24 protein-coding genes and 3 pseudogenes are annotated in these 25,690 nt (G+C 70.4%); 19 read left to right on the top strand and 8 right to left on the bottom strand.

All coding sequences use genetic code 11. From position 1 onward, the window contains the following. Positions 1–106 precede the first annotated feature (106 nt). Positions 107–1,624: a glycoside hydrolase family 71 protein gene (locus tag ACWD26_RS40340; protein ID WP_451278105.1), complete on the top strand. Its 1,518-nt coding sequence runs from the start codon at positions 107–109 to the stop codon at positions 1,622–1,624. A gap of 479 nt (positions 1,625–2,103) precedes the next feature. On the opposite strand, the gene ACWD26_RS40335 is transcribed toward ACWD26_RS40340, so the two are convergent. Then, positions 2,104–2,295: a hypothetical protein gene (locus ACWD26_RS40335; protein WP_451278103.1), complete on the bottom strand. Its 192-nt coding sequence runs from the start codon at positions 2,293–2,295 to the stop codon at positions 2,104–2,106. Positions 2,296–2,584: 289 nt separating this feature from the next. Between ACWD26_RS40335 and ACWD26_RS40330 the strand changes: the two are divergent. Beyond that, positions 2,585–2,683: pseudogene (locus ACWD26_RS40330) on the top strand (IS5/IS1182 family transposase); the annotation flags it as partial. Positions 2,684–3,094: 411 nt separating this feature from the next. Further along, positions 3,095–3,544, top strand: coding sequence for an ATP-binding protein (locus tag ACWD26_RS40325; protein ID WP_451278101.1), 450 nt, complete (start codon positions 3,095–3,097; stop codon positions 3,542–3,544). Positions 3,545–3,946: 402 nt separating this feature from the next. Here the strand turns inward: ACWD26_RS40325 and ACWD26_RS40320 are convergent, their stop codons facing one another. Further along, entirely contained in the window at positions 3,947–4,498 is a 552-nt protein-coding gene (locus ACWD26_RS40320; protein ID WP_451278100.1) for a retropepsin-like aspartic protease, read from the bottom strand. A 530-nt stretch (positions 4,499–5,028) separates the two neighbouring features. Between ACWD26_RS40320 and ACWD26_RS40315 the strand changes: the two genes are divergently transcribed. The 5 genes from ACWD26_RS40315 to ACWD26_RS40295 all read left to right on the top strand — a co-directional run bounded on the left by ACWD26_RS40315 (position 5,029) and on the right by ACWD26_RS40295 (position 9,863). Then, positions 5,029–5,925, top strand: coding sequence for a universal stress protein (locus ACWD26_RS40315; RefSeq protein ID WP_451278098.1), 897 nt, complete (start codon positions 5,029–5,031; stop codon positions 5,923–5,925). A gap of 46 nt (positions 5,926–5,971) precedes the next feature. Then, entirely contained in the window at positions 5,972–7,825 is a 1,854-nt protein-coding gene (locus tag ACWD26_RS40310) for a glycoside hydrolase family 15 protein (RefSeq protein WP_451278096.1), read from the top strand. A 36-nt stretch (positions 7,826–7,861) separates the two neighbouring features. Further along, a complete protein-coding gene (locus ACWD26_RS40305) occupies positions 7,862–8,908 on the top strand; it encodes a glucose 1-dehydrogenase (protein ID WP_451278094.1) in 1,047 nt (348 codons plus the stop codon). 26 nt (positions 8,909–8,934) lie between these two features. Beyond that, on the top strand, positions 8,935–9,450 hold the full coding sequence (locus tag ACWD26_RS40300) for a gluconokinase (RefSeq protein WP_451278092.1): 516 nt from the start codon (positions 8,935–8,937) through the stop codon (positions 9,448–9,450). 173 nt (positions 9,451–9,623) lie between these two features. Continuing rightward, positions 9,624–9,863: a hypothetical protein gene (locus ACWD26_RS40295; RefSeq protein ID WP_451278142.1), complete on the top strand. Its 240-nt coding sequence runs from the start codon at positions 9,624–9,626 to the stop codon at positions 9,861–9,863. A 5-nt stretch (positions 9,864–9,868) separates the two neighbouring features. Here the strand turns inward: ACWD26_RS40295 and ACWD26_RS40290 are convergent. Continuing rightward, positions 9,869–10,180, bottom strand: a pseudogene (locus tag ACWD26_RS40290) (DNA-binding protein); the annotation flags it as partial. 670 nt (positions 10,181–10,850) lie between these two features. Here ACWD26_RS40290 and ACWD26_RS40285 point away from each other — a divergent pair. From ACWD26_RS40285 to ACWD26_RS40265, 5 genes are all read left to right on the top strand, one after another. Next, the gene (locus ACWD26_RS40285) at positions 10,851–12,353 is read left to right on the top strand and encodes a DUF1996 domain-containing protein (RefSeq protein WP_451278090.1); all 1,503 of its coding nucleotides are present in this window, start codon (positions 10,851–10,853) and stop codon (positions 12,351–12,353) included. 217 nt (positions 12,354–12,570) lie between these two features. Then, on the top strand, positions 12,571–13,185 hold the full coding sequence (locus ACWD26_RS40280) for a hypothetical protein (RefSeq protein ID WP_451278088.1): 615 nt from the start codon (positions 12,571–12,573) through the stop codon (positions 13,183–13,185). Between the two features lie 241 nt (positions 13,186–13,426). Next, the gene (locus tag ACWD26_RS40275) at positions 13,427–14,563 is read left to right on the top strand and encodes a molybdopterin-dependent oxidoreductase (RefSeq protein WP_451278087.1); all 1,137 of its coding nucleotides are present in this window, start codon (positions 13,427–13,429) and stop codon (positions 14,561–14,563) included. After that, positions 14,560–14,970 carry a hypothetical protein gene (locus ACWD26_RS40270; RefSeq protein ID WP_451278085.1) on the top strand — a complete coding sequence of 137 codons (411 nt, stop codon included), beginning with the start codon at positions 14,560–14,562 and terminating at the stop codon, positions 14,968–14,970. Before ACWD26_RS40275 ends, ACWD26_RS40270 begins: the two co-directional genes overlap by 4 nt. A gap of 323 nt (positions 14,971–15,293) precedes the next feature. Beyond that, complete coding sequence (locus ACWD26_RS40265; protein WP_451278083.1) at positions 15,294–16,346, top strand: NAD-dependent epimerase/dehydratase family protein; 1,053 nt, start codon at positions 15,294–15,296, stop codon at positions 16,344–16,346. Positions 16,347–16,419: 73 nt separating this feature from the next. On the opposite strand, the gene ACWD26_RS40260 is transcribed toward ACWD26_RS40265, so the two are convergent. Further along, complete coding sequence (locus ACWD26_RS40260) at positions 16,420–17,532, bottom strand: sensor histidine kinase (protein ID WP_451278081.1); 1,113 nt, start codon at positions 17,530–17,532, stop codon at positions 16,420–16,422. Continuing rightward, a complete protein-coding gene (locus tag ACWD26_RS40255) occupies positions 17,522–18,241 on the bottom strand; it encodes a response regulator transcription factor (RefSeq protein WP_451278079.1) in 720 nt (239 codons plus the stop codon). The genes ACWD26_RS40260 and ACWD26_RS40255 overlap by 11 nt, the downstream gene beginning before the upstream one ends. Positions 18,242–18,354: 113 nt before the next feature. Between ACWD26_RS40255 and ACWD26_RS40250 the strand changes: the two genes are divergently transcribed. Genes ACWD26_RS40250 through ACWD26_RS40235 form a run of 4 tightly spaced genes read left to right on the top strand, consistent with a single transcriptional unit; the run spans position 18,355 to position 22,080 of the window. Next, on the top strand, positions 18,355–19,086 hold the full coding sequence (locus ACWD26_RS40250; protein WP_451278077.1) for a glycosyltransferase family 2 protein: 732 nt from the start codon (positions 18,355–18,357) through the stop codon (positions 19,084–19,086). Continuing rightward, a complete protein-coding gene (locus tag ACWD26_RS40245; protein WP_451278075.1) occupies positions 19,083–19,739 on the top strand; it encodes a TIGR04282 family arsenosugar biosynthesis glycosyltransferase in 657 nt (218 codons plus the stop codon). Before ACWD26_RS40250 ends, ACWD26_RS40245 begins: the two co-directional genes overlap by 4 nt. Further along, positions 19,736–20,602 carry a class I SAM-dependent methyltransferase gene (locus tag ACWD26_RS40240; RefSeq protein ID WP_451278073.1) on the top strand — a complete coding sequence of 289 codons (867 nt, stop codon included), beginning with the start codon at positions 19,736–19,738 and terminating at the stop codon, positions 20,600–20,602. The genes ACWD26_RS40245 and ACWD26_RS40240 overlap by 4 nt, the downstream gene beginning before the upstream one ends. Then, entirely contained in the window at positions 20,599–22,080 is a 1,482-nt protein-coding gene (locus tag ACWD26_RS40235) for a glycosyltransferase family 87 protein (RefSeq protein ID WP_451278071.1), read from the top strand. Before ACWD26_RS40240 ends, ACWD26_RS40235 begins: the two co-directional genes overlap by 4 nt. Positions 22,081–22,163: 83 nt before the next feature. On the opposite strand, the gene ACWD26_RS40230 is transcribed toward ACWD26_RS40235, so the two are convergent. The 3 genes from ACWD26_RS40230 to ACWD26_RS40220 all read right to left on the bottom strand — a co-directional run bounded on the left by ACWD26_RS40230 (position 22,164) and on the right by ACWD26_RS40220 (position 24,082). Continuing rightward, complete coding sequence (locus ACWD26_RS40230) at positions 22,164–22,493, bottom strand: TfoX/Sxy family protein (RefSeq protein WP_451278069.1); 330 nt, start codon at positions 22,491–22,493, stop codon at positions 22,164–22,166. An 11-nt stretch (positions 22,494–22,504) separates the two neighbouring features. Then, entirely contained in the window at positions 22,505–22,951 is a 447-nt protein-coding gene (locus ACWD26_RS40225; RefSeq protein ID WP_451278067.1) for an SRPBCC family protein, read from the bottom strand. Between the two features lie 171 nt (positions 22,952–23,122). Beyond that, positions 23,123–24,082: a helix-turn-helix transcriptional regulator gene (locus ACWD26_RS40220; RefSeq protein ID WP_451278065.1), complete on the bottom strand. Its 960-nt coding sequence runs from the start codon at positions 24,080–24,082 to the stop codon at positions 23,123–23,125. 63 nt (positions 24,083–24,145) lie between these two features. On the opposite strand from ACWD26_RS40220, the gene ACWD26_RS40215 reads away from it, so the two are divergent. After that, positions 24,146–24,691, top strand: coding sequence for a DUF1697 domain-containing protein (locus ACWD26_RS40215; protein WP_451278063.1), 546 nt, complete (start codon positions 24,146–24,148; stop codon positions 24,689–24,691). 190 nt (positions 24,692–24,881) lie between these two features. Further along, positions 24,882–25,577, top strand: a pseudogene (locus tag ACWD26_RS40210) (MFS transporter); the annotation flags it as partial. Between the last annotated feature and the right edge of the window lie 113 nt (positions 25,578–25,690).

The following is a 25,690-nucleotide window of genomic DNA, read 5'->3' as shown; positions in this document are numbered from 1 at the left end:
GCGCGGATCGCCGGAATCACCCGACCGGTGACGATTGGCCGGACAACGGGCCGCACGGGCGCTAGAGTTCGCAACGGCGGCCCACAGGCGTCCGCGGAGGACACCCATGACGGATCACCCCGCTCGCGCACCGCACCAGCACCGGAGGCCGTCGGGCCGACGGCGGCGCGCCGCACTCGGCGCGCTGTTCGGCCTGCTGCTGATCGGACTGATCGCCGGCACCGGGCTCGCCTTCGACCGGGAGAACACCCCGTTCCCGTCCAGCGCCGAGCGGGCGAACACCACGGCGCTCCCCTTCGACCTGCCGTCCGCCGACGTGCTGCGCGACAGCCCGCACATGGTCTTCGCGCATTACTTCCCGCCGTACCCGCTCTCCCTCGACAACCAGCCCGCCGAGCACGACTACTACGCCCGCAACTACCTCACCCCACAGGGCGAACAGGGCAAGCACGCGGCCTACGGCGGACTGCTGCGCGACCGGCCGCTGCCCGTGTCGCCGTCCAGCGGTGACTGGCAACTGGCCAACCTGGAAAGGGAGGTGAGGACTGCCAGCGACGCCGGGCTCGACGGATTCACCGTCGACATCCTCTCCCTGACCGGCACCAACCGTCAGCGCGTCGACATGCTGCTGCGCGCGGCGCAGCGCGTCGACCCGGGCTTCCGGATCGTGCTCATGCCGGACATGACGTCCCTGCACACCGATCCTCGCACCCTCGCCGATCAGTTGGCCCGGCTCGCCGCGTCCCCGTCCGCATACCGGCTGGCCGACGGACGCCTCGTGGTCTCCCCGTTCAAGGCCGAGGCCCAGGACCCGGCCTGGTGGGGGCAGGTGATCGCACGGCTGCACGACCACGGCATAAGCACCGCGCTCGTCCCGGTCTTCCTGGACTTCCGCGCCAACGCCGAGAGGTTCGCGCCGATCAGCCACGCCTTCTCGTCCTGGGGCAACCGCAGCTACGCCAGCCAGGACAACGTGCCCGGCGACATCCAACTCGCCCACTCCCTGGGGAAGAAGTGGATGCAGGCCGTGTCCGTGCAGGACGCCCGACCCAACCAGGGTCTCTACGACGAGGCGGGCAACACCGCCACCCTGCGGTCGACCTGGAACCACGCGATCTCCGACGGTGCGGACTGGGTGCAGCTCACCACCTGGAACGACTACTCGGAAGGCAGCCAGTTCGCCCCCTCGCTGCACAACGGCCACACGTACCTGGACATCTCCTCGTACTACCTCAGCCGTTTCAAGACCGGGGCCTGGCCGCGGATCGTCCGTGACACCGTGTACGTCACCTCCCGCGTCCAGTTCACGGATGCCGGCGGTGCCCTGCTTCAGCCCCGGCTGATGCGCCCGCGTCCGGGGACCGCGTCCCCGCGCGACCAGGTGGAAGTGCTCACCTTCCTGACCGCGCCCGCCACGGTCTCCGCGCGCGTGGGCACCGTGCCTCACACCTACCCTGCTCCCGTCGGCGCGCATGCCCAGGATCTGCCACTGAGCCCAGGCCGCACCGAGGCCGTGGTCCGCCGTGCGGAGGATGTCGTCGCCACCGTCACGACCCGCTATCCGGCGGGACGTACGGTCACCGTGCAGGACCTTCAGTACTACGCGGTCTCCAGCGGCCGGTGAACTCCTCGAAGGCTTCCGAAAGGGCCTACCGTCCGACCCCGCTCGATGGCATGCATGCCGCTCATGCGGGCATGGAGGCGTGTTGCCGGCGCGATCGGGCTGGTGACGGCAGCAGTCGTCGCGGCCGTAGCGTGTCAGCCGGTCGAAGGTGACCTGGCTCCGTCCGCGGCCGGGGTCACCCACCGACCAGGAGAGGTGGGAGGTGTTGAGCGCATGTGCGCGAATGTGCCGGCCAACACGCCGAATTCGCGGCAGCGGTGTGGTCGGATCCCCCGCGCGGGCCGCACACGATGCGACTGGGGTTCAAACCCTGCCGGTATGGCCCGGCAAGCGCTCTCCGGGGCCACAGCCGGTCTGTGCGCGGCTCGTGCCGCAGGCCACGAGATCCGGTAGGCACGCTTCGGGATCACCAAGCCCAAGCCGTACACCCGGGCCGGATGGTCGGATCCACCGGCATCGGTCTCGTTTCGACGCCTGCCTCAGTCGGCTGGCGCGGTCAGTTCGAGGTCGCGCCGGACTCGCAGGACGCGTTCGATCGACTCGGGTTTCTGGTTCTGCAGACCGCGTTCCGTGCCGACCGACGCCGGGCCCGCCGACCACCTGGGCTGCTCGGGGAGCTTGAGATCCGCCAGCGGTGCGCAATTGTTTTCGTCGTCACGCTCGATCGGCACCGGCAGGTGAATCCACTGGGACGGCCGCCGGTGTCGAAGCGGAGTCCCTCGCCGCTGGCCATGTTAAGGGATCGGCTCCCCGGGCAGAGCGTTGGTGAGCGGCGTGATGCCGTTCATGGCGTCCAGGGCGGCTTCGGCCACGAAGTCCCTCCGGTATGGGAAGGGGCCGCGAGGTGGGCAATAAGGGTGCGGCGGACAGCAGTTGAACCGGCCTTGTCGCGGCGTAGGGCCGAGGCCGGTCCTTCGGTTTCGAGGCGGCCGTCGTCGATCACCTCGCGGAGTTTCATGGCCCCGCCGCCTACGAACCCGCTGGGAAGCCCGACATGACATGCACGACGCCTTCCTCCAACTCGCCCACTGCATGTCCCTCGCCTGCAAGAGCCCAGCATCCGAAAAGGACCCCTTACCCTTAGCGGGACCTTGGCCCGAAAATGCCCCGGAACACCTGGTCAGAGCTGGGATACGGGCGGGAGCTATCGGGAGTAAGGCCGTTTTTCGACTCACGGCTTAGGCGTGCGCCGACAAGGGCGCCTGACCGGCATCTTCCCTGGGCAGGCGCCCTTTTTCTACGCCTGGAAGAAGCCGAGCTTCTTTGGCGAGTACGACACCAGCAGGTTCTTCGTCTGCTGGTGGTACGCGAGTGTCACGCTTGTTGACCTGGATGCGTTGGGCGGTATACCTGCATGGTCTCGTCAACCGGGGAATGCGGCGGGTGCATGAGGACGGCGGCAGGTGCGGGCCTGCATACAGGACAGTGAGGGCGGTCTGGGTGGAGCCAGTTCGCGAGAGAGAGGGCCATATGGCGCCGGATCGCCGGCTTCCGCGGACAGCGGCCGCGCTGGAAGGGGACGGGACGTCTATCGCCAAGGCCCGCCATCTCGCGGCGGAGTTCCTCGCTCGTGTGCAGGTCGAACACGGGTTGACCGTCTCTGCGCGCGCGGTGGACATCACGCAGCTCGTTGTCAGCGAGCTGGTCACCAACGCCCGCAAGTACGCCCCCGGCCCAGTGCTGCTGGATCTGCGTGTCACGGGGGACGTCGTGGAGGTGGTGGTCTGGGACAGTGATCCGGTGCTTCCCTTCGCGCGAGCCGCGGACCCGGGCCGGGTGGGCCAGCACGGTCTGGAGATTGTGCTGGCCGTTGCCCAGGGCTTCGAAGCGCAGCGGGAACCGGTCGGCAAACGCGTCACCGCGCGCATCGCACTCCGGGACGACCTCGACGACAACATGGACGGCCGCGGTCCTGCCTGAGTCCCGACCGGTCGGACCGACGGCGATGCGCTCGCCAGGGCGCTCGACTGGCCCGGCGGGCGCATCACAGGGCATCGGGCGTGCGCGGTCGCCTGAAGGCTTACCGAGCTGAGCCGAGCCGAGCCGAGCCGAGGAGCAGGCACGGGAAGCCGCCACCGATGATTCAGCACCACGGCGGACGCCTCCGCGGAGCGCTCCACCAGAGGCCCGGCGGGATCGCCGAAAGGCAGTTCCCCCGCGATGGTCAGGCCGGAACGCGACAGGGCCACTGCATATCGTCAACAGGTTGAAGAGGGCCGGTCGACTTGTGCCTGCAGACCCCTTGTGTCGGCGGGTCTGTGTCTGCGGGAGATGGCTCGTCAGCCGGTCGTGCTGAGGCAATACGGGCACGCGTCCCAGTCGTCACCGAGCGGGAATTTTGAGGACACCGTCGTCGTAGTCGACGGTGATCGAGCCGTAGTCGCTGAGCACGTCCGAGCCCAGCAGGCCCTGAATACCGCCTCCTCCCTGGGGAGGGCCGAGGTCGATGACCGTTACCTCACCCGGGTCGATGCTCACGTCGCCGACCTTCCACTGGTTCACCTGGGCAACGGGGACCTGCCCAGTACCCAGGATCCCGCTCACCGAACGACGCTCGCCGGTACGTTCCAGACCGACCTGGTCGGCGACGTCCTCGTCGACGACGCTGGCGGAGGCACCTGTGTCCAGGGCGAACATGAAGGGCCCCTCGCCTTCGATGCTCACCGGGACGAACGCCAGCGTCTGGCCGCCCTGCTCCACGACCCTGAGCGGTACCTCGCGCACCGCTCCAGGAGAGGTCTGCGCCCCGTCCCGGTCGTCGCGATCTTCGTACAGGACGCAGCCGGCGAGCAGCAGCGCGATGAGAGGCGCCGAAGCCAGTCGGCTTGCCGCTCGAGCCCGCGTGGCGGGCGCTCCGGCGTCCCGCATGTCCATGCGGTCGGGGTGCCCACCCAATCACCGCGTAAACGCTGGTCAACAACGCCCACCGACCGCCGTACACGTCACCGTCCAGGACACCGGCCCCCATGCACGAAGGAGTAACGGGGGTTTACGCGCCGCTCACCGTCCGGACGCGCTGGGCGGAATGTGGGAAGCGGGCGGTCGTCAGGATGGGGGGAGGGTTTTTCTCAGCTGCGAGGGAGCCGCATGACCGAGACCGACTCCGACAGCTCTTGTCCGCCGCTGGGGCGGGTGTTCACCCCCTCCAGGCGGCTTCGGTCTGATGTCTTCTGATCGTCCGGGTCGAGGACCTTGATCAGTCGCCGAACAGGTAGGGCCGGGCCCGTCACGGACGGTTGCCTCGCCGGTCCGACGCGGGATGGCCGGCAGCCAGCGGATGCCGCACTCTGCGACTCGCCCGGCGGCGATATTCGCCGCCGTCTTTAGCGCGCCCGGACCCGGGTACTCGCTGAATCCCGCTGCTGCGGTGCTTCCTGGGAGCGAAAAGGAAAGCGAGTGCAGCCATGTCTGATGCCGTCCCGGTACAGGACCGGCCCGTCATCGTCGGTGTCGACGACGGCCCGGACCAGGAGGAGATCGTACGCTTCGCGGCACGGCAGGCGGCCCTGCGGACAGGTCGACTCCACGTTGTCCATGCCATCCGTTTCCCGCTACCGGGTGGCTCTGCGACGGACAGCCGGGAGAAGGAGGCGGCGGTCCAGGTCGAGGCACGGCTCGTGGAGCGATATGAAGACCTCGCGCGTTCCGAGTTCCCCGGCCTGACCGTGGCGGGCGAGCTTCCCGTGGGGCACGCCGCAGCCGTACTGATCGAGCGTTCCGCGGATGCCGACGTGCTCGTGATCGGCCACCGGGGCAGCGGCGGGTTCCCGCGGCTGCCGCTCGGCTCGGTCAGCTGGCAGGTCGCCACGCATGCGGACTGCCCAGTGATCGTGATCCGCCCGGGAGACACCAGTGGCCCGCCGGACAACCGTGTAGTGGTCGGAGTGGACCCGGCCGATGGTTTGCTGAAGCCCCTGGATTTCGCGTACCGGGAAGCTGACCTGCTGGGCGCGCACTTGGAGGTGGTTCACAGCGCCGAGCCTATGGCGATGGGGCCTACCGGCCCGATGGGAATGGTGCCCTGGGATCTCGAGGTGTTGGAGCAAGGGCCGCAGGACTTCCTAGACAAGGAGATGGCCGAGCGGCGTGAGCAGTACCCGTCGGTGCGGGTGGATCTGCGGATAGAACGCGTGAGGCCGGCGACGATTCTTGCGGAGGCCGCCCGCAACGCTGCCCTGCTGGTGGTGGGATCCCGTGGCCGATCTGGGCTGAAGAGGCTGCTTCTCGGATCGGTCAGCGCCGAGGTACTGCACACAGCCGAGTGCCCCGTGGCCGTCGTCCCCGGGCGAGACGGCGACTGAACACTCCGCAAGCCACTCGTCACATTCGGCCGGAAGGCGAAGCTGCATGGGTAAGGGCAACAGTGGGGTGAGGCATTTGCAAGAACGCGATGGCTACCTTCCGATAGAGGATCACGGGTTGCTCGGAGACGGCCGTGGGTCAGCCCTGGTGGGGCGGGACGGCGCTGTCGGTTTCATGTGCGTGCCCCGCTTCGACTCCCCGCCCCTTTTCTGTGGACTGCTGGACACCGACCGCGGCGGGCGATTCCTGGTTGCCCCGCAGGACCTGCGCGCCAGCCGCCAGTGGTACGTCGACGACACCCCTCTGCTCGTCACGCAAATGGCTACCCCGACAGGGACGGTCGAGGTCACCGACGCGTTCCTGCTTCGGCCGGATTCCCTGCTGGAAGAAGACACACCGGCCGGGGCCGGAGCCTTGGCGCGACACGTGCGAGTGGTTGCAGGCAGCGTCGACCTGCGCGTACTCCTTCGACCGCGCGGTGATGCCCGCACCGAGCGGCGTACCGACTGCTGGCACCTCATGTGCCCCCGGCAGGGGCTCTCTGTCCACCTTGGATCATCGCGCCCCCTGCCCGCCCTCGACTGCACGGTGCCCATGCACGCGGGGGAGGCGCTGGCACTGACCCTGAGCTGGGACGAACCTCTTCGGTCCTCGGACGAGGCTGTCAGCGGAGCGCTGGAGGACACCGCCCGTGCCTGGCGGCGCTGGTCGGCCCAGGTGATACGCGACGTCCCCCAGGCCGACCTCGTGCGACGCTCAGCGATCACGCTGAAATTGCTGGACCACATCGAGAACGGCGCCATGGTCGCGGCCCCCACCTCGTCCCTGCCCGAGCTCGTCGGGGGCTCAAGGAACTGGGACTACCGCTACACCTGGATAAGAGACGCCGCCTACGCCGTCTTCGCCCTGCGGCGTATAGGACTGCCCATGGAAGCCGGCGGCTTCCTGCACTGGGCACTCGCCACCGCCCAATGGAGCGACCGGCCACGGGTTCTCTACGACGTCGACGGCCACCCGCCTCAGCCGGAGACCGCCGACAAGGAATTGGAGGGCTACCGCAAGTCGGCTCCAGTGCGCTGGGGAAACGCCGCCGCCGACCAGATCCAGCATGACGTGTACGGGGAGATACTTGACTGCGCCTTCCAGTGGGCGGCAACAGGCGGTCGGCTCGACGACAGCCTGTGGAAGCGCCTTACGCTGCTGGTGGAACAAGCCCGTCGAGCCTGGAACACCCCCGATCGAGGCATCTGGGAGGTACGCACCCCAGGCCGCCCGTTCACCTATTCCGCCGCGATGTGCCAAGTCGCCCTGGACCGGGCCGCCCGGCTCGCCCACCGGCTGAACCTGCCCGGTGACCCGGTTACCTGGGCCAAGGAAGCACAGCGGCTGACCGACCACATCCTGCGAGAAGCCTGGGACGAGGACACCGGCGCACTCACCGAGCACCTGGGCACCGGCGGCGGTCTGGACGCCTCACTGCTGGCCCTGCCGCTGCGACGCGTCGTACCCGCGGATCACCCCCGCATGGTCGCCACCACCGACGCGATAGCAAGTCGGCTCGACGCCGGCGGGGGCCTCCTTTACCGCTACCTGCCCCAGCAGTCACCGGACGGACTGGATCAGCCCGAGGGCGCCTTCGTCCTGTGCAGCTTCTGGCTCGTGGACGACCTGGCAGGACAGGGCCGCATCGACGAAGCCGCGGACCTCTTCGAACGGCTCTGCTCATACACCAGCCCTCTGGGCCTCCTCCCCGAACAGATGGATCCCGGGACAGGAGCGTTCCTGGGCAACTTCCCCCAGGCTCTAAGCCACGTCGGGCTCATATCCAGCGCCGTCGTGCTCGGCAGGGTTCAGCGTGGGATCCAGCCGGAACTGTCCACCCAAGCATGGTTCTCCTGACACGCCCCCCGCCTCACGAGAGGGACGAGACTGGCGATGCGCGCATTGACCGTAAGGCCCGGCGAGAAGGATTCCGTAGAGGTACGGGACGTGCCCGACCCCGTCCCGGCCGTCGGTGAGCTGCTGGTGCGGGGCCTGGCGGTGGGGGTGTGCGGAACGGACAAGGAGATCGTCCGAGGCGAGTACGGCTGGGTCCCTGCGGGCCGTGAGTGGCTGGTACTGGGGCATGAGTCCCTCGGGAGGGTGCGGCAGGCGCCGCCCGGCAGCGGGTTCTCGGCCGGTGACCTGGTCGCCGGGGTGGTGCGCCGTCCGGACCCCGAGCCGTGTGGGGCCTGCGCACATGGAGAGTTCGACATGTGCCGCAACGGCCGCTATGCCGAGCGCGGTATCAAAGAGATCGACGGCTACGGCGCGCAGGCGTGGTGCGTGGAAGCCGACTACGCGGTGAAGCTGGCGCCGCATCTGAAGCACGTCGGTGTGCTCATGGAGCCGACCACCGTGGTGGCCAAGGCATGGGAACAGGTCGAGCGTGTCGGTGCCCGTTCGTGGTTCGAGCCGCGTCGCGCCCTGGTGATGGGGGCGGGGCCCATCGGTCTGCTGGCCGCCTTGCTGGGCACACAGCGCGGACTGGAAGTGCATGTGCTCGACCGCGTTACCGAAGGGCCCAAGCCGGCGCTGGTACGGGACTTGGGCGCCACTTACCACGCGAAGGACGTCGAGCAGGTCGTCTCCGCCGTGTGCCCGGATGTCGTCATCGAAGCCACGGGCGCGAACGAGCCGGTCCTCGCCTCACTGACGGGAACCGCGCCCTACGGGGTGGTGTGCCTGACCGGTGTGTCGCCCGCCGGCCGCAGTATGACCGTCGACGCGGGCGCCATCAACAGGGAGATCGTGCTGCAGAACGACGCGGTGGTGGGCTCGGTCAACGCCAACCTGCGTCACTACCGCCAGGCCGCCGACGCGCTGGCGAAGGCCGACCTGCCATGGCTTGAGCGCATGATCACCCGGCGGGTGCCGCTGAAGCACGCAACGCAGGCGTTCACGCCGCAACCCGATGACGTCAAGGTGGTCATCGAGCTGTAGACACAAGACCGGAAGGAAGGCCCTGGATGTCGCGCAACACCGCTCCATTGGTCATCGTCATGGGCGTGTCGGGCTCTGGAAAGACCACCGTGGGCCAACTCCTGGCGCAGAGCCTCGGTGTTCCTTACGCCGAGGGGGACGACTTCCACCCCGCACCCAACGTGGCGAAGATGCGGGCCGGCCACCCGCTCGATGACGAAGACCGCCGCCCCTGGCTGGACGAGATCGCACAATGGCTGGCCAGCCATGCGGACAGCGGAGGTGTGATGACATGCTCGGCGCTCAAGCGCCGCTACCGTGACCGGCTGGCTTCCGCCGCGCCGCACGTCTGCTTCCTTCACCTCGACGGCTCACCTGAGCTGATCGCCGCGAGGATCACCGCGCGACGGGGGCACTTCATGCCGCCCGACCTGCTCAAATCGCAATTCGCCGACCTGGAACCACTGGGCGACGACGAAGCGGGCGCGGCCATCCCGATCGACGGCACGCCGCAAGAGACCGCTGCCCTCGCCCATTCCGCCGTTACCCTCCTGAGCCGTTGACATCACAGCCCGCTGCTGACTGCCTGCCGGTCACGTGGACATCATCGCCGTTGCCTTACCCGTTCTCCGCTTCGTACCACTGGCGGTGCTTCCAGTTCCGCGGTGTACGCCACCATCACCGACAACCGGCCGCACGGACGGGGCATGACCAACGACGATGTAGGCCAGGTCCAATGTCCAACAATCCGCGCTCGTCAACCGGCCACCGTACGAGTGCCCCGGGCCCGGCCCCGTCCGGAGCCGCCCCCGAGGACGACCAGGACCCGTCCGCAGGGGAACAGGAAAACCCGTACGACCTGAGGCACTCGGCGCTGCCCACCTGGCTGCGCGCGGGCGCCGATCCCGTGGCGGTTGTCCAGCGTGCCGGAAACAGCGTCGAGATCCCGCTGAACCGGTACGCCAAGTGCCTGTAGACCGGAACGGTGGCCTGTCCGCCGTACAGTGCGGTCAGGTCCTCGGGATCCGAGATGAAGATAGTGAACGGTCTGGGCGCGGCGAGGCGGTGGCACTGAGCATGGCGTCGATGGCGTAACTCGTGGCCGCAGGCCGGCGTCGGTGAGGGGCATGGCCGCGTGGTGGCCGATGGGCTCGGTGACCGGTTCGACGACTCGTCGGCACAGGGTCCACTCCAGCGCCGGGCGATTGATCCGCAGTGGACCGTGTCCACCAGGGTGGCCGCAGACGTGATCACCCGGAGATCCTCAGCGCGGGACAGGGCGAGCCAGCCCACGACGCCGAAGAGGCGACCCGGCTCGCTGGTTGGCCCGGCTTGGCGACGTGCGGCCCAACACGGCGACGAGCGGTCGGCACCAGCCGGGTGTGCTGTTCGGCGGGGCGGTTGCCGCAGTCGGGCGGGTATCCGGATGAGGTCGGTGACGACGCCGTCCTCCAGTGTGCTTCGGGTATGGCGCGGCCCCGCCAGCGGAGTGCTGAGATCCTGCGCGATTCAGGCGACGAGGTCGCAGCGGGACATATCCAGCCAGTGTTTTCCGCTTTGTGGAGGCGCCCCGGTCGCGCGAATCCTTACGAGAGCCTGACGAGGCACCCAGAGTCCTCTCATCGTGCTTGTCCCATCCGTAACTCTGGTGACGAAGTCGCACTACGGCGGCGGCACTTGAGGATTCCGAGGAGCCCATCAGTGGTCACGCGCAACACGCGGCCGGTGGCCACGAGCCCTGCCGAGGCATTCCCCAGTCGGGCTCGCCCGGAGGCGCCCCGCGACGACCGCCGCGGGGTGTGCGCTTGTGGCTTCGTCTGCGGCGCCCCCGTGGTGCCCGGCTGTCGTTCAGAGAGTGCGACTTGGGCCTGGCCCGCGAACGGCATCGGCATCGAAGGCGCAGCTGCGGTGAGCGGAAGCGGAACCGAAGCGGCGCTCGACCCAGAGATCTCAGAGGAGTCCCATGCGAGGTAACACGCGCAAGCGATCGAAGACGACCCGCCGGGCCATCGCCGCCGTGGCGGCGACTGCCTTGGGGGCGGGAGGACTGGTAGCGGCGAATGTGTACGCCTCGGCCGGTGAGAGCGGGAGTGGCAACACCACCAAGAGTTCGGCCCAGGACCAAACGAACCAAACCATGGCGGCGGGGGCCGCCACCATCGACTGCCCCGATGTCGGTTCCCGGCTGCGGCAGGTGCCTGAGCAGGCCAAGGCTGAGGTCGGCAGGCAGCTCGCGCTGCTGGACCAGCAAGTCGCGGATGCTTACCAGCGGTTGCAGAACTCGGCCCAGGCCATACGGCAGGACGGCAGCTTCGCCAACAATGCGATCATGGGACCGCTCAAGGACAAGCGGACCGCGACCATCGACCGCATCGCGATCGCCATCGGCCGTACGGCCGACCGGCCGCAGGGCCTGGAGTCACTCGCAGCCTGCACAGTCCGCGCCACCGGAAACCAGGCCGGCAACGGCGAGGACGGCGAAAACCAGAACGGCCAGGACCAGGACCCGGGGAACGGGCAAGGGGAACCCGCAGGCGGTGGACAGGCAGGCAACGGTCCGGTCGCCGCCGACTTCGTGGACATCACCACCGTCGAGCCCAACGTCAAAAGCCTCCAGCAGCAACAGAACGCCTCGCTCGGTAAGTTCACCACTGATTGCGGGGTGAACGCGAACAAGCTGTACAACAGCGACAACATCATCGTCGCGCCTGGTGTGGACAACGGGGCGCACCACACGCACGACTATGTCGGCAATCAGGCCAACGATGCCTTCGCCGACAACGAGGACTTCGCGGCGGGCGAGACCACCTGCCAGAACCAGGGTGACAAGTCGTCGTACTACTGGCCGGTTCTCCGCCTGCAGGACGGCACGAAGGAGTTCGACGCCGACCAGCCGGGCGGCGGTGCCGAGGGCAATGTCGGCAAGATCCTCACGGCCTCGCAGGTGACCCTGGAGTACGTGGGCAATCCGGGCAGCAAGGTCGTGGCGATGCCGAAGTTCCTGCGGATCATCACCGGAGACGCCAAGGCGTTCACCAACGGAACGGCCAATGCCAACGCCGCATGGAGCTGCACGGGCTTCGAGGACCGGCAGCTGACGGACAAGTACCCGGTCTGTCCCGAGGGCAGCAGTCTGGTCCGGACGTCCAAGTTCCAGAGCTGCTGGGACGGCCAGAACATCGACAGCGCCAACCACCGTGATCACGTCGCGTTCGCCGACCCGAACACCGGGGCCTGCCCGAACGGATTCCAGGCCGTTCCGCAGCTGGTGCAACGCCTGGTGTACGACGTGGACACGCCCAGCCTGAACGACAACGGCCGGTCGAGCGCCTTCTACGCGGTGGACGGCTTCCCGGAGCAGATGCACAAGCCGATCACCGACCATGGAGACTTCGTCAACGTCTTCGACGAGCAGCTGATGAACACCATGGTCGAGTGCATCAACACCGGCCAGGAATGCCAGTGACGGTGACGCGCTGAGCCACCGCCCGGGCCTGTCTGCGGCCATCACCTACCGCAGGCAGGCCCGCGCTTGCGTCAGTTGCTCCGCGTGACGGCTCCCGGGCTCGGACGGGCGCCACCGTCTCGGTGACCACCGGGCCACCGACCGGGAGCCTTACGAACCCCTTACGTAGTGCGGAACGTGCCCGGACCGGGTATCTGCGCGTACCTACGATCGCCGCATGGCGACCTTCCGAAACACCTGTCTCGTCACGGCCGCGCCCTTACTGCTGGCCGTGGCCGGCCTTGCCCATCCGCACGGCCTCACCCGGGCGACGGCCGCCGACTGGGAACGGTTGCACATCCTTCTCCTGCCGGTCTTCCCGCTGCTCACGATCGGGCTCCTGGTGCCTCTGTGGCAACGGCCCCGCCGCGACACAGCCGGCTGCGCCACGGTGGTGGCCTGGGTGGCTGCCTTCGCCTACGCCGCCTTCTACACCGGGCTCGACGCCGTCGCCGGCATCGCCGCCGGCACCGCGGTCGAACATGCCCACGAGGAAGCCGGCCTGGCACCATTGAAAAGCCCTCTCTACGACACGGGGGAAGCGCTCGGGCAGACCGGTGCCTACGCCCTCATCGTCGCCGTCCTGGCCACGGCCGTCGCACTGTTCCCCCGGCACGGCATCCGGGTCATCCCCGGCACGGCCGTCCTCCTCGCCTCCGGCTGGTCCTTCGTCGACAGCCACATCTTCTGGCCGCTCGGCGTGTACACCATGCTGGGTTTCGCCTCGGGCTTCGCCCTCCTTGGCTGGGGCGCCGGCAGGAGCGGGGTCCGGCCTTCGACAACCTCGAAGTGAGGCGGATCGCGGGAGGCAGCGAGGCGTTCGGCGCTGCCGAAGGCGCTCAGTTCACCGCCGGTGGTTGCTATGAACTCGGCGGCGAGCTTGGGCCGATGGGCAGGCTGTCGCGGCCGGTGCCCGCGTCTGTCCCCGGGCCCGTTCTCCGATCGCCTGCCGGGCTTTGTGTCAGGGATACGTCCGTGTTCTGTAAGGGGCTCGGGCGTTCCGAAGGGGCCTGGCGGCGGGTGGGATGAGGGGCATGGAACAGCGCTTCTTTCCGCCGGTCTTCCGAGGCAGGCTGCACGACGCCCGGACGGCGACCTCGATCGGGCGGTGGCTCGGCTCCGCTTTCGCGGTGTGCTTTGTCACCGGTCTGATCAGTCATGTGATGCAGCATCCGCCGGGGTGGCTGGCCGATGACCTGCCGAGCCGTCCGGTGTGGGGCTACCGGTTCACGCAGGGGCTGCATGTCGCGTCCGGCATCGCGGCGGTTCCGCTGCTGCTGGCCAAGTTGTGGACGGTGTATCCGCGGCTGTTCGCCTGGCCGCCGGTGCGTTCGGTGCGGCACGCGCTGGAGCGGCTGTCGGTGGCCGTCCTGGTCGCGGCGGCCGTCTTCGAGGTGGTCACCGGCCTGCTGAACACCGCCCAGTGGTATCCGTGGCCGTTCTCCTTCGTGCCGGTGCACTACGCCGTGGCCTGGCTGCTGGCCGGGGCGCTGGTGCTGCATGTCGCGGTCAAGGCGCCCGAGATCCGGGCGCACTGGAGTCGGCGGTCGCGGGGGACGATGGCCCTGCCGGAGGAGGACGGGGCCGACCGGCGTTCGCTGCTGACCGCGGTGGCCGCGGCGGTGGGGGCGGTCACCGTGACCACGGCGGGCCAGTCCTTCACCCCGCTGAAGGATCTCGCTCTGCTCGCGCCCCGCCATCCGGACCACGGTCCGCAGGGCCTGCCGGTCAACCGGACCGCCGCCGCGGCCGGTGTCGGACTGATTCCAGCCGAGCGTTACCGCCTGACGGTCGCCGGATCGCGGTCGTACACGCTGACGCTGGATGAGCTACGTGCCTTGCCGCAGTACGAGGTGGAGTTGCCGATCGCCTGTGTGGAGGGGTGGAGCAAGTCGGCGCACTGGAGGGGCGTGCGGGTCGTGGACCTGCTGGAGCGGGCGGGTGCCCCGCCGCATGCGCGGGTGCGGGTGGTGTCGTTGCAGTCCCGGGGCGGCTACCGGGTCTCGGAGATGGGCCACGAACACGCCCGTGACCCGCTGACCCTGCTCGCGCTGCGCCTGAACGGTCAGGAGCTTTCCCCCGACCACGGCTATCCGGTGCGCCTGATCGCCCCGAACCGGCCCGGGGTGCTGCAGACGAAGTGGGTCGGCCGGCTGGAGGTGCTGTCATGAGGGTGAGCGTGGTGCGGGTGCTGACCGGCGCGGCCGGTGTGGCGCTGATGGGCGTCGGCGGCTCCTTGTTGCTGGACGTGCGCGACCTGGCGGGGGTGCTGGTCTGGCTGGGTGGGGCCGTGGTGCTGCACGACGTGGTGATCGCGCCGCTGGTGCTGCTCGTCGGGCTGGTGCTGGTACGTGGTGGTGTGCGCGGGCCGGTGCGCGGGGCGCTGCTGGTCGCGAGCGCCCTGACGGCGGTGGCGCTGCCGGTGCTGCTGCGCCCGGGGAAGCCGGCTAACTCCTCGGTGCTGCCGCTGGATTACCCGCGCAACTGGCTGCTGGCGCTGGTGGCCGTGGCGACGGTGACGGCCTTCCTGCTGGCCGTGCGGGGGGCCCGCCGTATCCGGCGGCGGCCGCCTTCGTAGCTCCGACGCCTCGAAGGCTGACCGTGCTCGAGTGGGGCCGGGTGCTTGTGCCTGGTGCTGCTGCGGTGCCACCGTGTGCGAGTGCTGTCCGGTGACATGAGTGAGGCCCGGGGGCGTGCTGGTCGTTCGCCGTCAGCCACATCGCCTGACCGCGGGAGTTGACCACCCTCGGCTGCGCGGTGGGTCCGGTTTGCCGGCGGTGGCGTCCCGGACCGGTAACGTCCGCGGGCGCGGGTGCGGGCCACGGCGGGAAGCCTTACGAACTCCTGACGGATCCCGGCCGCGGGGGGCATGGGCGCGTGCACGGCCGTAGCGTCGGCCGCATGTTGATCCTGGTCACTGGAGGTGCGGGCTTCATCGGCTCGCACATCGTCACTGCCCTTGCCGGCTCCGGGCACGAGGTGCGGGTGCTCGACGCGCTGCTGTCCGCCGCGCACCGCACGGCACCGCCGATCCCGGACGGGGTCGACTGGTGGCACGCAGACGTCCGCGACCGGGAAGCGGTCGCCGCCGCTCTGCGGGGCGTGGACGCCGTCTGTCACCAGGCCGCGATGGTCGGGCTGGGCAAGGACGTCGCCGACGCTCCCGACTACGTGGGCTGCAACGACCTGGGCACGGCGGTGCTCCTGGCGGGGATGGCGCAGGCCGGGGTGGGTCGGCTGGTGCTGGCGAGTTCGATGGTGGTGTACGGAGAGGGACGGTACGAGTGCTCCCGGCACGGTGTCGTACGGCCGGGGCCGCGCCGGGTGGCCGACCTGGAGGAGGGCCGCTTCGAACCACCGTGCCCACAGTGCGGTGACCCGCTCGCCCCGGGGCTGGTTGCCGAGGAGGCGCCGACGGACCCGCGCAACGTGTATGCGGCCACCAAGCTCGCTCAGGAGCATCTCTCGGCCGCGTGGGCGCGGGCGACGGGCCGCCGGGTGACGGCGCTGCGCTACCACAACGTGTACGGGCCCGGTATGCCGCGCGACACCCCGTACGCCGGCGTCGCTTCCCTGTTCCGGTCCGCGCTGGAGCGTGGCGAGGCACCGCGTGTCTTCGAGGACGGCGGTCAGCTGAGGGACTTCGTCCACGTCCGGGACGTCGCCGCGGCCAACGCCACCGCTCTGGACGGGCTGGACGACCTGCCCGAGGGCACGTTGCGGGCGTACAACGTGGGCAGCGGGCAGCCGCACACCGTGGGGGAGATGGCCGCCGCCCTGGCCGCGGCGTACGGTGGTCCGAAGCCGGTCGTCACGGGGGAGTACCGGCTCGGCGACGTCCGCCACATCACCGCCTCCTCGCAGCGGCTGCGCGACGAGCTGGGGTGGAAGGCGCAGGTTTCCTTCGGGGAAGGGATGGCGGAGTTCGCGACGGCACCGCTGCGGGCGGGCTGACGTTTCCCGTGCGGCCACCGCCCCGGACGCCGCCTGCTGATCCGTTGGGCCGGCCCTTCACCGTGCGGGCCGCTCAAACGGCCGCGGGAAGGTGGACCTCGAAGCGGCAACCGCCCGGTACGTTGCACACCGCCGCGCGCCCCTTGTGGGCCTCTACGATCCCGCGGACGATCGCCAGGCCCAGTCCCGCCCCGGCGGGCGGGGTGCGGGCGTCGGTGCCGCGCCAGCCGGTGTCGAACACTCGGGGCAGGTCCTCGGGCAGGATGCCGCCACAGCCGTCGGTCACGGACACGACGACGCTGTCGGCCTCCCGGCGGGCGGAGACGGCGACCGTGCCGTCGGCGGGGGTCCGGCGGATGGCGTTGACCAACAGGTTGGCCAGGACGCGGGACATCTCGCGGCCGTCTACCTCGATCGGCACCGGCTCGACCCCGTCGCCCACCAGCCAGACGCCGTGCTCCCTGGCGAGGGCGTCGGCACCCGCGATGGCGTCACCGACCAGGTCGTACACCGAGATGCGGGCGGTGTTCAGGGCGAGGACACCGGCCTGGATACGGGAGAGTTCGAACAGGTCGCCGACCATGTCGCTCATCCGCTCGACCTCCGTGCGGATGCGCGCGTGGTAGACGCGCGGGTCGGCGACCATGCCGTCCTCCAGCGCCTCGGTCATCGCCTGCAGTCCCGCGAGAGGGGTCCGCAGGTCATGGGAGATCCAGGCGACCAGTTCGCGGCGGGAGGCTTCCAGGGCCCGCTCCCGCTCCCGGGACGCGGCCAGCTTCGCACTCGTGGCGGCCAACTCGCGGCTGAGAGCGGCAAGTTCGGCCGTGGGTGCAGCGGTGGGCGGAGTGAAGCTGCCGTCGTCGCCGAGGGCGCGGGTGGCCATGGTCAGGGCCCGGCTGCCCTTGACGACGCTGCGGCCAAGGACGAGGGCGACGGCCAGCGAGACGACGGCCGCCATGGAGCACACCATCGTCACGACCCAGAGGTCGTGGTCGGACAGGAACATCGCTCGGGCCACCAGCATCGTTCCGGCGAGCATCGCCGCGACCGTGACGGCGGCCACCACGGCCAGCGACAGCGTGACCGAGCGGTGGCGCAGCAGCCGCAGGGCCGCGGCACCGAGCAGTCCGGCGGCGGCTGCGCCGATCGCCGCGTACAACGCGATCAGGAGGGTGTCACTCAGCATCGTCGGCTCCGTTCGTATCGGGGACGTCGAAGCGGTAGCCCACTCCCCACACCGTGGTGATCAGCCGGGGGTGCGCCGGATCGTCCTCGATCTTTCCGCGCAGCCGCCGCACGTGGACGGTCACCGTCGACAGGTCTCCGAACTCCCAGCCCCACACCTTGTGCATCAGTTCCTCCCGGCTCGTGGCCCGCCCGGGATTGCGCAGGAAGAACTCCAGCAGGTCGAACTCCCGGATGGTCAGAGCGAGTTCATAGCCGTGGCGGGTGGCGCGCCGGGCGGTGGGCTCCAGGGCGAGCGGCCCCGCCCGCAGCCATGCCCCGGCGGGTGCGGTCCGCGCGGCCGCCACCGCCCCGGCGCGGCGCAGTACCGACTCCACCCGCAAAACCAGTTCGCGAGGGCTGAACGGCTTGGTGACGTAGTCGTCCGCCCCGACCTCCAGACCGAGGACGCGATCCTCCTCGTCGCCCCGCGCGGTCAGCATGATCACCGGCAGCGGGCCGTCCTCGCGGATGCGCCGGCAGACCTCCAGCCCGTCCATGCCGGGCAGCATCAGGTCCAGCACCACCAGGTCCGGCGGTTGCGCGGTGGCTTTGGTCACGGCGGTGGGGCCGTCGGCGGCCACCTCGACGGCGAATCCCGCCCGGTCCAGGTAGCCGGCGACGACCTCGGAGACGGTGGGGTCGTCGTCCACAACGAGTACGCGTTTCACATCGCCGAGTCTCGCACCGGTGTCCGGCCGCCGACGGGAGCGGCTGTGGACGTCAGCGATCCGTAAGATCGCCAAATCCCTTATGCCCCTTTCGTGTTCGTAGGGTGAGTGGGGTGATCGAGACATCCCCCTCCACCCCTGCCCGGGTCGACGTGGTGCTGCCCTGCCTGGACGAGGCCGAGGCCCTGCCGTGGGTCCTGGACCGGATCCCTGCCGGCTGGCGCGCGATCGTCGTCGACAACGGCTCGACCGACGGCTCCGCCGACCTCGCCCGCGAGCTCGGCGCGTACGTCGTCCACGAGCCGCGCCGCGGCTTCGGTGCCGCCTGCCACGCGGGCCTGACCGCCGCCACCGCCGACGTCGTCTGCTTCTGCGACTGCGACGCCTCCCTCGACCCCGCGCTGCTGCCCCAGGTCGCCGGCCCCGTCCTCGACGACCGCGCCGACCTGGTCCTAGGCCGGCGGCGGCCCACCACGCGGGGCGCCTGGCCGGTGCACGCACGCCTGGCCAACCTGGAACTGGCCCGCCTGATCCGCCGCCGCACCGGACTGCGCCTGCACGACCTCGGCCCGATGCGCGCCGCCCGCCGCGAAGCGCTGCTCGCCCTGGACCTGACCGACCGGCGCTCCGGCTACCCGCTGCAGATGGTGGTCCGTGCCGCCGACGCCGGCTGGCGGGTGACGGAGACGGACATGCCGTACCACCCGCGCACCGGCCGCTCGAAAGTGACGGGCACCTGGCGCGGCACCTGGCAGGCGGTACACGACATGCGCGCCGTCCTCGGTGAGCGGTCCGTCACCGCACCGGCGGTCACGGCCACCACCGTCCCGGGAGGCGGACGATGAACGCCGGGCGCACGGGACGGGAAGCGGCCACCCTGCTGGTCATCGCGAAGGAGCCGGTGCCGGGCCGGGTCAAGACCCGGCTCACCCCGCCCTACGCGCCCGAGGAAGCCGCCATGCTGGCCGAGGCCGCCCTCACCGACACCCTTCACACCCTGCTGCGGACCCCCGCCGGGCGCCGCCTCCTCGTCCTCGACGGGACTCCCGGCCCCTGGCTTCCGCCCGGCTTCGACGTCGTACGGCAGGCGCAGGGCGGTCTGGACGAGCGGATCGCGGCCGCCTTCGCCCACTGCGAGGGCGGACCGGCCCTCCTGGTCGGCATGGACACCCCGCAGCTCACTCCCGAGCTGTTGTCCCGCGTCGGCCGGGACGGCCACGACGCCTGGTTCGGCCCGGCCGCCGACGGAGGCTTCTGGGCGCTGGGCTTCGCCGATCCCGCGCGGGCGGGGTCGGTCGTCCGCGGGGTGCCGATGTCCACGGACCGCACCGGTGCGATCCAACGGTCGCGCCTGGCCGAGGCGGGACTGATGGTGGCCGACCTGCCGGTGCTGCGCGACGTGGACACCGCCGCCGACGCCGCCCTGGTCGCCGCCTGCTGTCCGCCCGGCTCCCGCTTCGCCACCGCCCTGGCCTCGCTCGCGGAGGCCGCCCGATGAGCGGGACGGCATCCGGCCTGGACACCGCCGTAACCGAGTGGGACGAGCCGGCCACAACGGGACCCCAGCCGCAGACCCTGACGGCGCCCACGGCCCGGATCCCCACGCCGACACACCACGCAGACCCGTTCGCACCCGGAGCGCCTGGCGAGCCGTGGACCGAGGACCCCTATGCCCACGCCCTTCGCGCCGGCCGCGGCCCCCTGTTCCTGCGCCGCCTGCCACCCCCTGACAACCCGGACGGCCTCAGCGAGGAACTGCTCCCACTGGACGTCGAGCGTTGGTGCGCACCTCCCGACGCCGCCGACACCAGCGTGCTGAGCCGCTGCACCGGTCCCGTCCTGGACGTCGGCTGCGGGCCGGGACGCCTGGTGGCCGCCCTGGCCGCCCGCGGTGTACCGGCACTGGGTGCGGACGTCAGCCCGGCCGCCGTCGCCCGCACCCGGCGCCACGGGGGAACCGCCGTACGACGGTCCGTCTTCGACCGCCTGCCGGACGAAGGCCGCTGGGGCACCGCCTTGCTGATCGACGGCAACGTCGGCATCGGCGGCGACCCGCTCGCCCTGCTCACCCGGCTGCGAGAACTGGTCGCCCCCGGCGGACGCCTGCTGGCCGAGGCCGCACCGCACGACGTGGACGAACGCCTCACCGTCCGCGTCGAGGACGGCCTGGGGCGGCACGGCCGGCCGTTCCCCTGGGCCCGTATCGGCACCAGCGCGCTGCTGTACGCCGCAGACGCCACCGGCTGGATCACGACCGGCCGGTGGACGGCCTGTGGCCGCCCCTTCCTCGAACTCCACCGCCCGAAGCCCAGGCACGGCGCCGCGCCACCCACGGCCACCGGAAGGCACCCACGCCCATGACCGAAACTGCCACCCCGCGCCCGCCGCGCCCCCGGCCGACCGAATCCCCGCAAAGGCGATCTCCAGGACCGCCGAGCCGCGGCAGCCGTCGTCCACGCATCCGCGTCGCCGTCACCGCGGCCCTGCTCGCCGCACTCACGGCAACAGTCGTCCACACGCTCCGTGCGGGGGACAACGTGAGCGACCCCGGCCGGCTGCTGGCCGGTTACGCCGTCGCCTGGACCCTGTTCGCCGCGGCTGCCTGGACGGTCCGCAAGGCTCCGACCCGCGCCGCGACCGGTCTTGTACTGGCCGGGTCGGCCGCCATCGCGCTGGCCGCGCTCGCCACCCCACCTCGCACCAGCACCGACATGTTCCGCTACGCCTGGGACGGCCGTGTCCAGGCCGCCGGCATCTCCCCTTACGCCCACCCGCCCGCAGCCCCTGAACTCGCCAACCTGCGCGACGACTGGCTCTTCCCCCGCGAAGGCGCCTGCGAGGACTGGGGGGTGACCCACACGGCCAGCGGCCTGTGCGTCCGCATCAACCGCCCCACCGTCCCGACCATCTACCCGCCCGTCGCCGAGGGCTGGTACTTCGCCGTGCACACCGTCTCCCCACCGGACAGCCGCCACAAGCCGCTCCAAGTCGGTGGCGCGGTTCTGGCGTTCGGCACCACCGTCGCCCTTCTGACCGTGCTGCGCCGTCGCGGCGATCCCCGGCGAGCCCCGGCCCGCGCTGCCTTGTGGGCCTGGTGTCCGGCCGTCCCCTTAGAAGCGGTCAACAACGCCCACATCGACACCCTCGGCGTTCTGCTCACCGTCCTCGCCCTCGGTACGGCCACCGCCGGCGCCCGCCGCGGTGCGCTGCTGGGCGCAGCCGTCGCAGTGAAACTCCTGCCCATCCTGGCTCTGCCCGGCGCCCTCTCCGGCCGGCGCAGTCCGAAAGGCATCGCGCGCCTGCTCTCGGCCGTCCTCGCCGCGATCGCGCTCGCCTACCTGCCCTACGTAGCCGCCTCCGGCGCCGGCGTCCTCGGCTACCTGCCCGGATACCTCCACGAGGAGGGCTACGAACCAGGCCACGTACGACGCTTCGCCCTGCTGCGGTTGCTGTTGCCGGATGCCGCCGCCGGAATGGTGGTGGTTGCGCTCCTCGCACTGATCGCCCTGTACGTGTGGCTTCGCGGCGACCCCACGCGCCCCTGGCGCGGCGCCCTGCTGCTGACCGGCACGACTCTGCTGCTGGTCTCGCCCAGCTACCCCTGGTACTCGCTGCTCGTCGTCGCTCTCGTCGCCCTGGACGGCCGCTGGGAATGGCTGACCGTCACCCTCGCCGGCACAGTCCTATATCTCGCGGGACGCCTGCTGCCCGGCTTTCCCCTTCAGGCTTGGGCCTACGGCGCCGCCGCTCTGGCCGTTCTCCTCGGCGCCTGCCTGCGCTCCGACCGGACACGCCGGATGGTGCGGGCCCGGCGCGAGCGGTTGCCGATCGCAGCCTGAGGTGGCGCAGCCCACTCCCCCTGCCCGCCGTGATGTCGAGAAGTCGAAATCCGACCGCCCTGTCAGACGGGCGCGTGCCCGTGTTATTTGGGCGGCAGGCTCGATGCGAACGTGCGTCCCTTGTCGATCCACTTGTCGAGGACGTCATCCTCCGTGAGAGCCGTCCCGTCGACGAGGATCCAGCCGCGCATCGGGCGGCCGGTCATGTCGAAGACGCGTGTGCCGGGCCGGGCCAGGGCCGCGTCGGTGTTGTCGGGGCCGACCCGCACCATGAGATCGTCGCCGCTCACGCCCACGGCCATGTTGCCGCGGTGCAGGAAGGCGATCCCGCCGAACATCCGCCTCTCGGTGACTTCTTGGTCAGCGCCCAGTCGTTGCCTGATCCGTTCTGCCAGTCCCTGGTCGTACGCCACGGCGGCCCCTCCTACTGTCTGCTGAGCCCGTGCTCGAGGTCGCGCAGGTCCTTGCCGATGGAGGAGCGGACCTGGCGGGCCAGGACAGGAGCGGCCAGCCGGTAGAAGCCACCCCCGCCGCCTTGAACGCGGATGCGTGCCAGGGTGCCACGCGGGTCCGGCTCGAAGGTGTACGTGACGTGCATGGGCATCGGACCGGCCACCGAGATCATGTCCAGCAGGCGGGGCGGCTCGTACGCGGCCACGCGCAGGACGTAGTCGATGCGCCGGCCGAGGAAGTACGCCGTCCGGGTGATCTCGGCACCCACGCCGAAGCCGCCCTCGCCCGCCTCCCGCGTCAGCTCCGCGACGCGGATGCCTTGGGTCCACTCGACGTCATGGCGCCAGTCCATGGCGTACTCGGCCACCCGCTCGGGCGGGAGCGGGATCACGCGCTCCGCGGACACATCGATCGTCATGGTTCAGCCTTGTCCTCGGCCGGCCGGCCGGGATCCGGGGCGCTCTGTCGAAGTGATCACCAGCATGCCCGGCCTGGGCGTGATCCTCGGTGCCGAGTTCTGGCCGCGACCGGAGGCGACATGAGTCTCTTCGGCACTCCAGACCGCCTCGTCGGCTTCGGCGGCGCGCGGCTACTGCGCGGAGGCTTGGTGGGCCCGGCCGAGCCGGTCTGCCAGCCGCCCCAGCTCCTCGACCAGCTCCGTAGGCTCGTGCACGACGAAGTCGTGGCCGAACAGCGCCAGGTTCATCGCGAGCAGCGGGAGGGAGTCGCCGCCGATGGTCAGTAGGCAGCTGTCGGGGTCTGTCGCTTCGATGATCCCGGTACCCGGTGAGACCCACTCGGCGACGGTGGCGGCCGGTGCCCGTACCAGGATGCGGGCGCGGTGGCGGTAGGGCGCGGCGGTCACCGAGTCGGCGACGTAGGCCGCTGCGTCGGGCGGATCGTGGGGGACGAACCGAGTCCCGGTCGAGTGGGCATCGTCGATGCGGTCCACGCGGAAGGTGCGCCAGTCGTCGCGGTCCTGGTCGCGGGCGACGAGATACCAGCGGCGGCCGGTGTGCACCAACCGGTGCGGCTCCACCCGGCGGGAGCTGGCCTCACCGTTGTGGGCGCGGTAGCCGAACGTGAGTAGGTGTGCGGCCTGGCACGCCTCGGCGAGCACCGTCAGCACTTCCGGGTCCGCGGTGGGTGCCTGGCTGGTCAGGGCGACGGTGGCTTCCCGCAGGGCGGCGGTGCGCCGGCGCAGCCGGACGGGCAGCAGCCTCTCCAGCTTGGTCAGGGCGCGCAGCGAGGTCTCCGCGATGCCGGTCACGGTGTGGCTGGTGGCGGTGCGCAAGCTCAGTACGATCGCGACCGCCTCGTCGTCGTCGAGCAGCAGTGGCGGCAGCGTCGAGCCCGCACCGAGCCGGTAGCCGCCGGCGACGCCCACGGTGGCCTGGACCGGATAGCCGAGTTCGCGGAGTCGGGCGATGTCCCGGCGCAGGATCCGCACCGTCACCTCCAGCCGCTCGGCGAGTTCCGGACCGGTCCATTCGGGGCGGCTTTGAAGGATGGACAGCAACCGCAGCAGGCGCGCCGACGTGTCAAGCATGGAATTCACTCTGCCAGCAAACGAGGACAGGACCTGACCTTAATTGCGGATAGCGTTTCAGACATGAACGCACGGACGGTCTGGATCATCCTGTTCCGCGGCGTCGGCGGCGCGACGCGGCTTCCCGTTGCGCCGCTGCGCCAGAAGCTTGCCGAGGCAGGCTTCGCCAAGGTCGCCACCTGCATCAACAGCGGCAACGCGATCGTGGAGAGTGACCTCTCGCGGCAGGCAGTGGTGGAGCGCATCGCGCAGATCTGCGCGCGCGAATTCGGCTTCGAGAAGGACATCCACGCCGTCTCGCTCGCCGAATGGGAGGCGCTGATCGAGGCCAATCCGTTTCCGGATGCCGTCGCCGTGCCGAAGTTTCTCCACGCGGCGGTCCTGGCCGGACAACCGGAGCCGGAGCAGGTCGCCTCGCTGCGCGCCTTCGCGGCGCCCGGCGAGGAGTTCGCCGTCATCGACAGGGTCGCCTATATCCACACGCCCGGGGGCTTCGACGGCCGGAACCTGGCGGCGAAGTTCGACAAGGGTATCGGCGTGCCCAACACGGCGCGCAACTGGAACACCGTGCTGAAGCTGGCCGAGCTGGCCCGCGCGGCCGCCACCTGACGCCGCGTCCCATGATGCCGATTCACCCAGCCGGGCGGCAGATTCCCACCGCTGTCTGATCCCACCCGTCCTCGATATCCAGCGGTAGCTCGCGCAGACCTCACACCGAGCTCCCGGCCGTCAGCGCCGACGAGCCGTTCCCTTTCGTTCCCACCTTTTTTCCGTCATGAAGTCCCGAAGTGGGTACCCCATGTCTCAAACAACCTCCAAGGCTCTCTGCGCGCCGGACGCCAACCGCTGGAAAGCGCTCGTCTTCATCGCGCTCGCCCAGCTGATGGTCGTCCTCGACTCCACCATCGTGAACATCGCCCTGCCCTCCGCCCAGCAGGACCTGGGCATCTCCGACGGCAACCGCCAGTGGGTCGTCACCGCCTACGCCCTCGCCTTCGGCGGCCTGCTCCTGTTTGGCGGCCGGATCGCCGACCTGTGGGGCCGCAAGCGCGCCTTCGTCACCGGCCTGGGCGGCTTCGCCGTCGCCTCCGCGCTGGGCGGCGCAGCCACCAACGAGGCCATGATGTTCGGCGCCCGCGCCCTCCAGGGTGTCTTCGGCGCGCTGCTCGCGCCCGCCGCGCTCTCCCTGCTCACCGTGACGTTCACGCACGCCAAGGAGCGCGCCAAGGCGTTCGGCATCTACACGGCGATCTCCGGTGGCGGCGCCGCCGTCGGCTTCATCCTCGGCGGCGTGCTCACCGAGTACCTCGACTGGCGATGGACGTTCTTCGTCAACATCCCGTTCGCGATCGTCGCGGCGGCCGGCGCCTACTTCGTCATCCGTGAGCCGGAGGGCGGGCGCGACCGCTCGCCGCTGGACATCCCCGGTGCCGTCCTGTCCACCCTGGGCCTGGTCTGTCTCGTCTACTCCTTCACCCGCGCCGAGACCGACGGCTGCCGTCGCGGCCGCGGCCTACCGAGCTTGAACTCGGGTTGTCGTAGCTGCTGACAGGGCTTGATCCTCGCGGTACGCCGTTTGTTATGAGGTATGCGCAGGGTGGCGGGCTG

This window comes from Streptomyces sp. NPDC002787, from assembly GCF_053592095.1.
This window is presented reverse-complemented; position numbering and strand designations above follow the sequence as displayed.